Source organism: Marinagarivorans sp. (assembly GCF_982758155.1).
The window spans coordinates 25,054-38,592 of sequence record NZ_CEXWTU010000020.1; the positions used below are offsets into that span (position 1 = coordinate 25,054).

A 13,539-nucleotide genomic window follows, 5' to 3' on the forward strand; every position below is an offset into this window, starting at 1 on the left:
CATTAGGGACGAGGCAATAATAGTTTATCCAATTAGGCGAAGAGGGCCTGCAGGGAAGCAGGTTATTAGAATAACGCAGGGAGCAGTTATCGAAGCGACTTTCTTATCGAGGCGCTTAAAGCGTCGCATGCCGGGGCCTATATGGACATAGGTCATTAGGATAACGCATGGAGCAGTTATCGAGGCATGTAACGCCTTGAGCAACGAAGATAAGGAGGTCGAGATCAGGCATTAGTGGATGAAATATTGTCTCCTCGCCCCTTAACTCATCAATTCCGCCGACTCGCGCGCCTAAGTCCCGCTGGCTAAATCCGGCACACGTAAATCCATGTTATCCCAACCGCTTTTCACTTCAGATATCAGACGCCGTGTTTCAGTAACAGCTTCCAATAACTGACTTTGATCATCTGCCGTCACGCTTAACCGTTCAATCATATATTCATACAAAGACGCTAAGTTCTGAGCAACAGCGCCACCGAGCTCAAAGTCTAAACTTTGACGCAAGCCATTAATAATCGCCTTTAATTTAGCATTCAATATATCTCGATTTTCTTCATTGCCGGCGTGTATTGCCATAATTAATCCACTAGCGCGTTCGATAGCGCCATCCATAAGCAACGAAATAACTTGATGCGACGTCAGTTGCTCCGCTTGTTCCTGCATTACTAACGCAGCCTTAGTTTGTGCGACAGCCATAAAACATCTCCTGATGTATTGTTATCAACAGTGGCAAAAAATTGCCGTTTTTGTATTGTAGATAACCATAATGCGAGGAACATGCCACGTTCATTAAGCAGGCTGATTGAACACTTATAAGACAACTCGTTAGCGGATTGTAGCAAGCCGTGAAAAACACATATCCCGAGCAATTTCATCCGCTTGCACTTCACCTAGAAGTAAAGAAACCAACGTCAAAGCAAAATCCATGGCTGTGCCTGGCCCTTGGCCTGTCACAAGCTTATTACATATTGATACCGGCTCATTCATTGCGTGGACATTATACTGTTCGAGCACACCCCTAAAAGCGGGATGACCGGTGGCAGATACACCCGAGATGAAACCATTGGCGGCAAGCACAACTGCGGGGGCGGCACATATTGCCGCCAACCAACGCTGTGAAGCGATTTGATCCGCAATAATATCGCGCAGAGGGAGAGAGTCAGCCAGATGCTGTGCGCCAGGCATTCCGCCCGGTATAACAACCATATCCCAGACTTTATTTTGACAATATTCAATATGGCAATCCGCCTCAATCTCGACACCACGCGACGCTATCACCTTGCGATGAGTCATGACTGATGCAACCGACACATTAATTTCTGCACGCCGTAAAATATCAACAATAATAACAGCTTCCATTTCTTCACTGCCGTCGGCGATTGGAACAAGCACTTTTAACATACAATACCCTCATCACTTAAAACTGGGACTAGCTATGGAATGTCGAGCGCACTGCGGCGCCTGCTGTATTGAACCTTCGATTAATCGCGCATATTTTGGCATGCCTAACGGCAAACGTGCGGGTGAAATTTGCACGCATCTTGATTTAGAACACAACGGCTGCAAAATTTGGGGGACCATAGATTACCCCGACGTATGCAAAGGGTTTAAAGCAGAAATTGATATTTGCGGCGCATCGAGAGAGGAGGCCATTGAAAATATTCGAATATTGGAAATTTCAACAATGGCGGAACCGCCAGAGAAAATCTAACGCTCTAAAACGTCTTTGACAAATCGGATGCTTAACTTTTTTTGCATCTGCAAGCTGGCTGAATCTAACTGATCTAAAATGCCAAATAAATCCTTCATTCTTCGCGGCGCACGCTTAAGAATATAATTGGCAACATCTTTATTCATTTGCATGCCGCGAGCCTTAGCACGCATTTGCAAGGCTTTAGCCTTGTCTTCATCGCTCAGGCCTGCCACGCGATAAATAACACTACCCAACACCCTTGATGCCAAATCAGGTAACCCAAATGCGATGCTCGCCGGGTTCGCGTGTGAGGCCATCAACAAGCGATGACCATTATCCTTAAGGCGGTTATACAAATGAAAGAAGGCCAGCTCCCATTCTTTATTACCCGCAATTAGCTCAATATCATCAACACAAACCAGCGGTGATGACTCTAAATTTGCACAAACTTCAGCGGGGTTTAAATCTAGCGCATCACGCAGCGGTAAATACGCAATAGGCAGCTGGCTGTGATGCGAGCAAGCCTGCACAAGATGCGTTAAACCGCAGCCACTACGCCCCCAAACAACAAGGCTTAAATCGCCCCGCCCCACACAAAACTGCTGCAAAACTTGATTCACCAGATGATTTTCTGATGACACCCAATAATTAGCAAAGGTTGCGTCATCTTGCAGCTGAATACTTAAGCTCAGCTGCTGAGGAGGTTGTGATTTACCGCTTTTAGAGCGCATCGCGACACACCCCAAAAACAATAAACGAAGAAATAAGCATTGAAATTAACGCCCCAACCATTGAAATTGTGCAGGTCTATCTGGCGCGCCCAGCATCGATTGCGACAATAAATCTTCTGGGGGGTTTAATAAGCGTATTTTTCGATCCAGAGCCAACGCATCACTTAGCTGTTCCCAAGAAGCCGATAACAAAATATGCAGCACCAGCTGATCTTCCCGAACTGCAACTAAAGCCACTTGCCGTATTAACGGCTGCTTCAACAGGTAACTCAAAACTTCCTCATAATGCCGATAATTATCAACACCACTTAACACCATCACCTGTAGCTGCTCACCTTCATCCGTTGCACTTTGCACAGCATAGCGCTCAGCTAAAAACGCGACCAATGGGTCTACGCCTACAGAACCCAACTCACTATACACAAACGTACTGTAATCATAACTCCTGCGCTCGTCGGCATGATGAAACTGCCAAGTGGCAAACCACTCCTCGGAGCTTGTTTGGCTATATCTAGCACTGAGAACAGTATTAACGTCATAGCGTGACGATGCCGCAAGAATGGCTTCATCATCCTGAGTCCATAACTGCTCTGCCGACAAAAGTATTTGGTCATCCAAATCCCACAAGGGTAACAGCACGGGCAAACCGCGAGTATTCGCTCGCGCAACCAACGCTTTGACGAGCGGATGCTCAGGGTCGGTAATGATTTGGCGCCCGCCTTCAGGGGTATCTTCTATCGCCCAAATAAGTGCCTGCGGCCGATTCATGGGCCACACACCCCGCCCACTCTCTTTTAAAAGTTGGCGGACCTTACCGGGATCAAAATCAGCCTTTAAAAGAAGTGTGATCCCCTGCTCTAGCATTTTTTGATTTGGCTGAATATAGCGAAACTGCTGCACGTAACTCCCAGCATTCGCCTGCGCCTTCAATCCAAGCTCGGTTGCAGGGGCATCGAGGCTTCCCGAAACTTTAATAAGCACATTGGCCATCGCTTGCACCAACGCCGCTTTTCGGTCTGCGATGCTTTGGCTCGCAACCGGTACCTGCGCTGAAAAATACTCTGTACCCGCCCACGATGGCGCGGTAAGAATAAACATTAGTACACCCAAGATTAGTTGCCGCACTCGGTCGCACTCCGTATCTGTAGAAAGGGGCCGCGATTGTAACAAACCTCCGCTTCGGCATATAGCGGCAGTACACAGCTAATACGCCAACCTTATAACCCAGGGCATTGATAATTCATGCTAAAACGGTTTTTCAGCCGGTAAGGCGTGCGGGCCTCGGGCCATTGCTGGTAGAATGCCACGCTTTGCCCGCTGGGCCTCATTCGCAGTTATAGAACCGGAAAACATGAGCCAAGACAAAACACAACTTAGTTATAAAGATGCTGGTGTCGATATCGACGCTGGTGAAGCCCTCGTTGAACGTATTAAGTCGGTTGCTAAGCGCACTCGACGCCCCGAAGTCCTTGCGGGACTTGGCGGTTTTGGCGCTCTTTTCGAACTTCCCACTGGCTATAAAGAGCCCGTACTGGTATCCGGCACCGATGGCGTAGGCACAAAGCTTCGCCTAGCCATGCAATTAAACAAACACGACACCATAGGGATTGACCTTGTCGCTATGTGCGTTAACGATTTGATTGTCGGTGGCGCCGAGCCGCTATTCTTTTTAGATTACTATGCGACTGGCAAACTCAATGTCGATATGGCGGCCAGCGTTGTTAGCGGCATAGGAACCGGTTGTGAATTATCAGGCTGTGCGCTGACCGGCGGTGAAACCGCGGAAATGCCAGGCATGTACGAAGGCGACGATTACGACCTTGCCGGATTTTGTGTAGGCATTGTCGAAAAATCAGAAATTTTAGACGGCAGCAAAGTAAAAGCCGGCGATACCTTAATAGGCATTGCCGCGAGCGGCCCCCACTCAAACGGTTACTCTCTCATTCGCAAGATTCTAGAGGTAGCAAACGCCGATTTATCGCAACCCTTGGGCGACAGCACCCTAGGCGATGCGTTAATGGCACCTACACGCATCTATGTTAAGCCTTTACTTAAATTGCTTAAGCAACAGCCCATCAGCGCATTGGCTCACATCACAGGCGGCGGCTTGCTGGAAAACATTCCCCGCGTATTGCCAAGCAATACCAAGGCCGCTATCGACGCCAACAGCTGGCAACTTCCAGAAGTCTTCCAGTGGCTGCAAAGTAACGGCAATGTCGCTAGCTTAGAAATGTATCGCACATTTAACTGTGGCATTGGCATGGTCGTCGCTGTACCGAGCGACGCTGCGCAAGCCACTCTAGAGCAGCTTGCCAGCGACGGCGAAACGGCCTTTGTTATTGGCAGTATCGAAGCCAGCGATCAAGAAACACCGCATGTTGAAATGCAAAACGTTCAAGGTTAAGGCATGCGTATTGTTGTATTGATTTCCGGCAGCGGAAGCAACCTGCAAGCGATTATTGATGGCTCCAACGATGGTCGAATTAACGGCAACGTTGTTGCCGTTATTAGTAATCGGCCTGATGTTAAAGGCTTAGAGCGCGCACATAACCACGGTATAGAAGCCATCACGCTAGACCACCGAAACTTCGACACCCGAGAAGCCTTCGACCTAGCACTGGCACAACGCATCGACCAGTTTGAGCCAGAGCTGGTGATTCTTGCCGGGTTTATGCGCATTCTAACGCCAGCGTTTACAGGCCGTTATTTGGGTCGAATGCTAAATATCCACCCCTCGCTTCTACCTAAATATCCGGGCTTGCACACCCATAAACGCGCACTCGAAGCTGGCGATAAAGAGCACGGTGTTACCGTACACTTTGTCACGGCCGAGCTAGATGGCGGCCCTGCTGTAGCGCAAGCTCGTGTTCCTGTCCTTAATAACGACACAGAAAGCAGCCTAGCCGAACGCATACTAGTGCAAGAGCATCGCATCTACCCCCTAGTCGCCGGTTGGTTTTGCGAAGGCCGCCTTACACTGCAGGGTAATACGGCACTGTTGGACAGCACCCCAATAACTACTTTCTAACCTACCGCTATAGCGCGCCAATTTAAAGGTGCGCTCATTTCCCTCCAAATATCCTTTTGTGCGAGATCTCCTACAAGAACTAGTGGTTAACACGACTTTAACCGCACCCGTAATTTCGACATAATGATCCCACAAGGACGGAACGGCATGAAGCCACAGGATTTAGGACAACAACTCAGGGAAACGCTCAGGTAGAGCAACCGCATTGGAGCGGTAGGATTATAGGATTAACTACAGGATGTAGTATCACAGGAGTGATTGGAATAACGGATGCCGAGCAAGATGCTCGCAATAATGAGTTGAAGCAGGATAGCTAGCCAGGTATTGGCGGGATCAATAGTTACACGGACGATAGACAAGGAACACCGGCCGGAAGCCGAAATGGATAGAAATCCCAACAGGAAGGGGAAATTATAAAAGCCTGCTTAACGCAATGTTAAGCAGGCTTTTTTATGCCTGCGTTTTTTCAAAAAATAATTCCGCCTCGCAATAATATTTTGACGCAAAAACACACAGCTTTGCGCCAATGTATCGTCTTGTCACACAACAGCCATAAATCGTGCATCTCACTGCAACAATTCTCACATAATCTAAATGGCATAACGACAATCTGATAAAAAGAGAGAGCCAAGCATGCGCCTGCTTAAAAACATTCACGATCTCGACGTGCAAACATTCAGCTGGTGTTTACGCCGCAAGCATCGTCAACTTGCGGTATGGCTAAGCCGCGGAATTTCCTACACAGCCAACGGTCCATTTTATGCCTTGGCCGGTTTGAGTTTTATGCTGGCAGAACATTGGGATTTGGTGAAGTTACTGACTATTGGCTTTGTTTTAGAACGCACCCTTTACTTTATTTTCAAAAAATCATTTAAACGCAACCGCCCTCCCGAAGCCATTCCTGGCTATACAAGCGTTATTAAACCTTCCGACAAGTTTAGCTTTCCTTCCGGCCATACTTCAGCTGCATTTTTAGTTGCGGTTGCTGTTAGTTCAGCATTCCCTTTCATGGCTTGGATTCTATTTCCCTGGGCTATTTTGGTCGGCGTTGCGCGCGTCATGCTAGGCGTGCACTTTCCTACAGACACACTTGCTGGCGCAACACTCGGCAGTTCGCTGTGTCTTTTACTCATTAGCGGGATATAACATGATGAAAATTCTTTATGGCGTACAAGCAACGGGTAATGGCCATATTACACGAGCAAGAGCTCTAGCCACCGAATTCAACAAAGCCGGCATAAAAGTTGACTATTTGTTTTCGGGCCGAGCACGCGAAAACTTTTTTGACATGGAAGTATTTGGCAATTGGAAATGCCGTAAAGGCCTAACGTTTGTTCATCAATCCGGAAAGCTCAATATTGCCAAGACAATCAAGCAAAATAGCTTAGAGACTTTATTGAAAGATATTAATCAGCTCGACTTATCTTCTTATGATTTTGTCCTAACCGATTTTGAACCCATCACCGCATGGGCAGCTAAGAAACAGAAAAAAACCTGCATAGGCGTAGGTCATCAATATGCATTTTTTAACGCTGTACCTCGTCGTGGCGACAATATCGTTTCACGTAACATCATGAAATATTTTGCACCCGCGGATATTCGTCTTGGGCTCCACTGGCATCACTTTGGCGGCCCTATCCTGCCTCCTATTGCCGAGGTGCACGAAACTCAATTTCCCGTTGACCCTAAGAAAATTGTTGTTTATTTGGGGTTTGAATCTCACGAAGATATTCTCCAGCTGCTAGAGCCATTTAAAGATCACTTATTTGTTATTTATGGTCCCTATGCGCGCTATCAAAGCTATGGCCACATACAACTTAAGCCATTATCTCGCGAAGGTTTTCAAACTGATCTTTCAACCGCAAATGGTGTAATTTGTAATGCCGGCTTCGAACTTGCCAGCGAGGCCATTCAGCTAGGAAAAAAACTTTTAGTAAAGCCCCTACACGGGCAAATGGAGCAACTGTCTAATGCGCGAGCACTAGAAGAACTCCAACTCGGCATGACCATGGAAACTCTCGACACTAAAACCGTAAAGCAATGGCTCAACAGCTTTGTAGCTAAGCGCGTTATATACCCTAACGTAGCAAAAGCTATTGTTCATTGGCTTCAGCACTCCAACCGAAAAGACACACAAATTTTAGCAAACACACTATGGGAAAATGTCGACCTACCACCCCTGCATTCAGAAACCCCCTACCCTCAAATACAAACGCAAACGCAAACGGCCTAAAAATTGCGAAATTTAGGGGCGAGACAATAAATAGCTTATCCAATTAGACGAAGAGGGCCTGCAGGGACGCAGGCTATTAGACACTGTATCCGCAAAGGGATATACGTTATCAAAGCCATCAATTAAGCCACTAATTATTCCAAAAAACCCAACCAGTCAAAGCGGTCCAACACAGTCAAAAACGGCCCCTCTGGGTTGGCCTGAACGATCAATTTATCGCCTGTAACTGGGTGAGCAAAAGTGAGCCTGTAGGCATGAAGTAATAATCGCGCAGCCGAAAAGTGGTTGGCAAAATAATGGTTATATTTTGATTTACCGTATTTGGGGCAGCCTATTATTGGGTGAGATAAATGCTTAAAATGCCGACGAATCTGATGTTTACGGCCCGTCATTAAACGAGCCTTAACGAATGAAAATCGACTATTCGGGTATTTATCGATTTCGGCTGCAATTTCTATGGTGGCCAACCGCTCAAAATCCGTAGTGGCTTCTTGAGCCGGTTTATCGGCGGCTGGTTTACCGCGCTTACTTTTGAAGTCGACTACTGGCTTTAAGGGATGATCTATTCGGCCATGCTCAGGACAATAACCTCGGCAAATCAATAAATATTCCTTAACCGCACTGTTTTCTTCCATCTGAAGCTTTATTGCTGCAGCCATTGCCGATGTCTTTGCAAAGACAATAACACCCGATGTAGGCTTATCTAAGCGATGCACAGGGTAAACATAACACCCAATCTGATCACGCAGTAACTGCAATAAAAAAAGGGTTTCGTGCTTATCTATATTGCTCTTGTGAACGAGCAAGCCTTCTGGCTTGTACACAGCAACAAGCGATTCATCCTCATACAATATATTGAGTATTGGAGGGCCCACAGGCTCACAAAAATTGGAGTCAGACACGCAATCACCTAGGCTTTCGAATAAAATTATTTAAAGTGGGGTACACCGTACTGGAAAAGTTTAGATTAAAAGCAGAACGACCTAGCGCTTTTGATGCTTTTCGCGATTATTGAGTTTGTTGGCATCGCTTTTTTTAAGCAACACATAGGTTGCACCATAACTGCCATGCCGTTTTTGCGCGCTATGAAATGCCAGCACCTCATCCATTTGGGGCAACCAATAAGCCACGCAACTTTTAAGCAAAGCTGGCTGATCGCGCCCCTCGCCTTTACCGTGTGTAATTAAGGCTGTGCGTACATCATGCGCAACACAATCTTTAACGAACTGATAAACCAATTTTCGGGCTACATCCATCGTTAATTTATGTAAGTCTAGGCGCGCATCTATTTTATATTTCCCTAAGCGCACATTGCGATAAACACCGTGCTGCACACCCGGGCGCACAAAGCTAATTTCGGATAAAGGTTCGACCATTTCAATGGGCTCGCCAGACAGCGGGTCTTCAGGCGCCGCAGCTTCAAGTTGCGCTGTTTCACGCCGCTCTTTTAATGTGGTTGCATCAACGGTTGTTTTTTGCAGCACAACGCGGGGCTCAGTTTTAATGGGCGTAACATCATCACCTAATAAATCTAAAAATGAGTTATCGCCCATACATCATTACCACAACAAAAAAACAATCATTAAAAGGTGGCGATTAAGCTAATCGCCCCTAAACATGGAAACTTAACGTACTATTTTGTAACAAGGAATATATTCTTGCGTAGGAATTTTCATCCGTTTTTGCGCAACAAACGCTTTAAGCAAGGCATCCAACGGCTCAATAATGCTGTTTTCACCGGATATATGATAAGGCCCTTTTTCGGCTACGGCCTTAATGCCGTCGGCTTTCACATTGCCATCGACAATACCCGAAAAGGCTTTGCGCAAATTAGCCGCCAATTTATGTACGGGCTGATCCTTGCTGAGGTTTAATGCCGCCATCGAGTCATGCGTAGGTTTAAAGGGGCGCTGAAAATCTTCATCGATGGTCAGTAGCCAATTAAAATAATAGGCATCTTGGTTTTCACGGCGATAAGCTTGCGCGGCCTCTAGGCCATCTCGCTGAGCACGCGCCACCGCTTTAGGGTCATCAATAATGATTTCATATAGCGCTTGCGCTTCTTTACCCAGGATTTTGGCGACGAAATCATCGATTTGCTCAAAATATCCAGCCGCCTCTTTAGGGCCAGTAAATATAAGTGGAAATGGAATGTGCTTGTTTTTGGGATTCAACAAAATACCCAAGATGTACAGAATTTCTTCGGCCGTACCGGCACCACCAGGAAAAACCACAATACCATGCCCGGTGCGAACGAACGCCTCTAGACGTTTTTCGATATCCGGCATGATGATTAAGCTATTTACAATCGGATTGGGCGATTCGGCGGCAATAATACCTGGCTCAGTAATGCCAATATAGCGGCCGGCTTGCCGCTGCTTAGCGTGCGCGATCGCAGCGCCCTTCATTGGGCCCTTCATCGCTCCGGGGCCACAACCGGTACAAATATCAAGGCCGCGAAGGCCCATTTCATAACCGACTTTTTTCGTGTATTGGTACTCTATTTCACCAATAGAATGACCGCCCCAGCACACCACAAGGTTGCCACGCTCGTTACCTTTAAAGGCACCCGCATTACGTAAAATATGGAACACGGCATTGGTAATGTCCTCTTGCTTTTCCATATCTAGTGCACAATTCGCATTCAGCTCATTGTTGATATAGACCAAATCTCGCAATGCGGCGAAAACATGCTCTTTAATACCCTCAATCATTTTCCCGTCGACAAACGCGTTATTCGGGGCATTAGCAATTTCGAGTTTAATGCCGCGCTCTTGCTGTATAAGCGAAACGGCAAAGTCTTTATGCGCATCCAACACCTCTTGGGTGTTGTCCATTTCGCTGCCGGTATTGAGCACAGCTAAAGCACAGCGTCTAAAGGTGTCGTACATTTGAGTGCTAGAAGTTTTAGCTAACCGAGCTACTTCCCACTGAGAAAGCACATCAAGGGTTGCTCCAGGCGTAATTCGGGTTGTTATTTTTTTCATCATCAATCCTCTTGTTTTCCTTAAGTTTAGCCTTCAATAGCCCGGTAGCGCTAATTCGTTTTAAAGGGGCGCGTTAAAATAATCAGCTGCGGCAAAATGAATAAGGCACCGGATAACGCGGCCAGCATCGCCAATCCCGTTAACAAACCAAAGTAAATCGTGGGAATGAACTGCGACAAAACCATAATAGAAAAACCAAAAATGATGATGACCGAGGTGTAATACATCGCCCGGCCAATAGAACGGTGCGCACGGTGCATAGCTTGTATGTAATCACCATCAACCGCCAACTCTGTTTTAAAACGATGAATGTAATGAATTGTGTCATCCACCCCTATTCCTACGGTAATAGCGGCAATCGTAATTGTCATCATATCCAGCGGGATGCCGAACAAGCCCATACTGCCAAGAATGGCGCTAGCCGCCAACATATTGGGCAGTAAAGCCACAATGGCTAACAAAACACTGCGAAATAGCATTACAAACATCAGACCAATACCTAAAAATACGGCGCCTAAGGTGACGATTTGCGAGCTAAATAAGCTTTGAAGCATATTGTTATAAAGAATGAGCAGACCACTAAAGCGCACATTTTCAATATTTACACCATCCATGCCCGCCAAGTGCCCACGGATACGTTCGACAAGCTCAGCACGCTGCAAGCCAGGGTAAGTATCGATAATACGCATTGTAATACGCGCCTGATCAGACTCTTTATCTAAGTAAGGCAGCACAAGCACTTGATCAATCTCAGGCGTAAGCGATTGCGCCATAACCGCTAGTTCGAAGTTATTGAGCGAACCATTGAGGTCTTTGCCCACTTCGTACAATGTTGCTAACGACTGTACCTTGCCAACCTCAGGTAAAGAATCCAAATATTGAGTAATGCGATCAACCAACTGCAAGCCTGCTACCGTCATCCATACACTGCTTTTCTTTTGCTCGCCCTGCTCACTAAAAGGGTCTGCTTCTGCAAAAGGATCCTCTTCTGTCTCTGACGTTGGAGCCTCAAAAGGATCCTGCTCATCAAAGGCATCGGCTTCCGCGAAAGGGTCATCTTCGTCCGTAAACTCTACAGGCACGGACTCGGGCGTTAACAATGCTGTTGCCGCTTCTGGCTGTAAAATGATATCGAGAGAGGTAGTACCACCCAACTTTTGATCGATCAAAGATAAGCCTTGGTGTATTTCGGTTTCTTCATGGAAGTAATCAACAAAGCGGTTTTCGACCTGCAGGCGCGAGATTCCCCAAACGCTCAGCATAAGAACCCCCAGCGCAATTACCAAAACCCCGTGCCCTAAGCGCTCTACAGCCGCCGCACAATAAGCAGTAAAAGGCTTTCCTTCGGTGTCATGCTGAACCTTACTCGCGGCTTCACGTGGCAATAACACCAGCACAGCAGGAAACAGTACGAAGGCCAGCATAGTCGCCAAAATCAAACCAATCGTCATCATCCAGCCAAAATCCATAACGGGCCGAATATCACTGATCACCAACGAAACGAACGCAACAATGGTCGTCATTGCGGTATATAAACAAGGCTTGACCATATACCCGCAAGCAGCCAGCACTAATTGCTTCTGCGTCCAGTTTGGCTGTTCACTCTCATATTCTCGGTAACGCACCACTAAGTGAATGATAATCGCGAGAGCAATAATCAGCAGCAAAGCCACAAAATTTGAAGATATTACGGTTAAGTGCCACCCCGCCCAGCAAACAATGCCTAATGTCATCGTTACTGCACTCACACAAGTAAGCATCGGTAAAACCACAAATTTAACTGAGCGAAAAATCACCCCCAGAACAATCACCATAAACAACAAAGCGGTACCACCAAAGACAATGAGATCTTGACGAATGAAGCTAATCATATCGGCCGTAATCATCGTGATTCCGCCTACATAAATCTGTGCATCACCCCTATATTTGGCAACCACATCACGAACAGACTCTACACGAGCAAAAGAAGCTTCTGCCGCAGCGATACGGTGTGCCAAGAACTCAGCCGAGACATCAGTCAAGCGAATCTCTTCTGCAAGCGTGAGGCTTTGAGTCTGCTTTTTAAGGCGCAAGTTATCGCGCTCGGTAACTAATTCGATAAAACGGTGGTCAACCGCCAAGTTCAACTGTAGCGCCGTCGTTTCTCCATCGGGGCTCAGAATCATTTTTCGGTAAATAGGACTCTCTAGAAACTCGGCTTTAGCTAATTCTCGATCAACATCGGGGTACAGCAAGTTACGTGGCTCTTTTGCCATTTCACGCAGACTGCGTTTAGGGCTATAAAGTAAGGGCACATTCAAAATGCTATTCACTGCAGTGACACCTTCTATGGCAGCAAGGTCTGAATGCAAAGCCTGCAAGTGTTGCAACGCGGCATCCTCAAACAAAGGCGCCGTTGGGGTGTAGGTCACCACCAAGAAGTCACCGCTATCGTACTGCTGACTTACTTCACGAAAGTAATCCAGATCGGTATCGCGCTCTAACGTTAGCGAGTCTGACGAAGCGTCCAAACGCAGTTTCGGCAAGCCAGCTACAGACGCTACCAATACTAAAGCAACACAAGCCAGCACCCAGCGAGGGTGGGTAACGACAAAATTCAACCAGCCAGAGGCCATGCGGTCAATCATAACTGTCCTTATAACTATGCAATGATGGGCAAATAAATAACGGCCCAAAGACTCGTATGTGCGCATTAAGTTCTACGCCGGCTGAATTAGTACCGTGTTATTTCATACGACAGGAAAATATAGGGGCTGCATTCTACCGCCAAAGCGACAAATGAGCTGCAGTAAATTTATTGCCTATTATTTACATAAGGGCCGAGGAAAAAATACTTTATCCAATAATACTTGTTTCCTGTCTCCTCA

Annotated in this window: 13 protein-coding genes; 5 read left to right on the plus strand and 8 right to left on the minus strand. The window is 46.8% G+C overall.

The window, feature by feature from the left end:
* Nucleotides 1-291 precede the first annotated feature (291 nt).
* Together AC3A8L_RS04275 and AC3A8L_RS04280 are read right to left on the minus strand one after the other, a co-directional pair.
* A complete protein-coding gene (locus tag AC3A8L_RS04275) occupies nt 292-696 on the minus strand; it encodes a flagellar export chaperone FliS (protein ID WP_487960996.1) in 405 nt (134 codons plus the stop codon).
* A gap of 129 nt (nt 697-825) precedes the next feature.
* The gene (locus AC3A8L_RS04280; RefSeq protein WP_487960997.1) at nt 826-1,401 is read right to left on the minus strand and encodes a DJ-1 family glyoxalase III; all 576 of its coding nucleotides are present in this window, start codon (nt 1,399-1,401) and stop codon (nt 826-828) included.
* 34 nt (nt 1,402-1,435) lie between these two features.
* Between AC3A8L_RS04280 and AC3A8L_RS04285 the strand changes: the two genes are divergently transcribed.
* Nucleotides 1,436-1,711, plus strand: a complete 276-nt coding sequence (locus tag AC3A8L_RS04285; protein ID WP_487960998.1) for a YkgJ family cysteine cluster protein — start codon at nt 1,436-1,438, stop codon at nt 1,709-1,711.
* On the opposite strand, the gene hda is transcribed toward AC3A8L_RS04285, so the two are convergent.
* On the minus strand, nt 1,708-2,424 hold the full coding sequence (gene hda / locus AC3A8L_RS04290; RefSeq protein ID WP_487960999.1) for a DnaA regulatory inactivator Hda: 717 nt from the start codon (nt 2,422-2,424) through the stop codon (nt 1,708-1,710). The genes AC3A8L_RS04285 and hda overlap by 4 nt on opposite strands.
* Before the next feature lie 45 nt (nt 2,425-2,469).
* On the minus strand, nt 2,470-3,522 hold the full coding sequence (locus AC3A8L_RS04295) for a DUF2066 domain-containing protein (RefSeq protein WP_487961000.1): 1,053 nt from the start codon (nt 3,520-3,522) through the stop codon (nt 2,470-2,472).
* Nucleotides 3,523-3,775: 253 nt separating this feature from the next.
* On the opposite strand from AC3A8L_RS04295, the gene purM reads away from it, so the two are divergent.
* From purM to AC3A8L_RS04315, 4 genes are all read left to right on the plus strand, one after another.
* Nucleotides 3,776-4,828, plus strand: a complete 1,053-nt coding sequence (gene purM / locus AC3A8L_RS04300; protein ID WP_487961001.1) for a phosphoribosylformylglycinamidine cyclo-ligase — start codon at nt 3,776-3,778, stop codon at nt 4,826-4,828.
* Nucleotides 4,829-4,831: 3 nt separating this feature from the next.
* Nucleotides 4,832-5,452, plus strand: coding sequence for a phosphoribosylglycinamide formyltransferase (gene purN / locus AC3A8L_RS04305; RefSeq protein WP_487961002.1), 621 nt, complete (start codon nt 4,832-4,834; stop codon nt 5,450-5,452).
* A gap of 633 nt (nt 5,453-6,085) precedes the next feature.
* Nucleotides 6,086-6,598, plus strand: a complete 513-nt coding sequence (locus AC3A8L_RS04310) for a phosphatase PAP2 family protein (protein ID WP_487961003.1) — start codon at nt 6,086-6,088, stop codon at nt 6,596-6,598.
* A gap of 1 nt (nt 6,599) precedes the next feature.
* On the plus strand, nt 6,600-7,685 hold the full coding sequence (locus AC3A8L_RS04315; protein ID WP_487961004.1) for an MJ1255/VC2487 family glycosyltransferase: 1,086 nt from the start codon (nt 6,600-6,602) through the stop codon (nt 7,683-7,685).
* A gap of 134 nt (nt 7,686-7,819) precedes the next feature.
* On the opposite strand, the gene AC3A8L_RS04320 is transcribed toward AC3A8L_RS04315, so the two are convergent.
* The 4 genes from AC3A8L_RS04320 to AC3A8L_RS04335 all read right to left on the minus strand — a co-directional run bounded on the left by AC3A8L_RS04320 (nt 7,820) and on the right by AC3A8L_RS04335 (nt 13,299).
* Complete coding sequence (locus tag AC3A8L_RS04320) at nt 7,820-8,587, minus strand: pseudouridine synthase (protein ID WP_487961005.1); 768 nt, start codon at nt 8,585-8,587, stop codon at nt 7,820-7,822.
* Nucleotides 8,588-8,668: 81 nt separating this feature from the next.
* Entirely contained in the window at nt 8,669-9,238 is a 570-nt protein-coding gene (smrA, locus tag AC3A8L_RS04325) for a DNA endonuclease SmrA (RefSeq protein WP_487961006.1), read from the minus strand.
* Nucleotides 9,239-9,310: 72 nt separating this feature from the next.
* Nucleotides 9,311-10,675 carry a nucleotide 5'-monophosphate nucleosidase PpnN gene (gene ppnN / locus AC3A8L_RS04330; protein WP_487961007.1) on the minus strand — a complete coding sequence of 455 codons (1,365 nt, stop codon included), beginning with the start codon at nt 10,673-10,675 and terminating at the stop codon, nt 9,311-9,313.
* A 47-nt stretch (nt 10,676-10,722) separates the two neighbouring features.
* Nucleotides 10,723-13,299 (minus strand): efflux RND transporter permease subunit, encoded by a 2,577-nt coding sequence (locus tag AC3A8L_RS04335; protein WP_487961008.1) that lies wholly within the window; start codon nt 13,297-13,299, stop codon nt 10,723-10,725.
* Between the last annotated feature and the right edge of the window lie 240 nt (nt 13,300-13,539).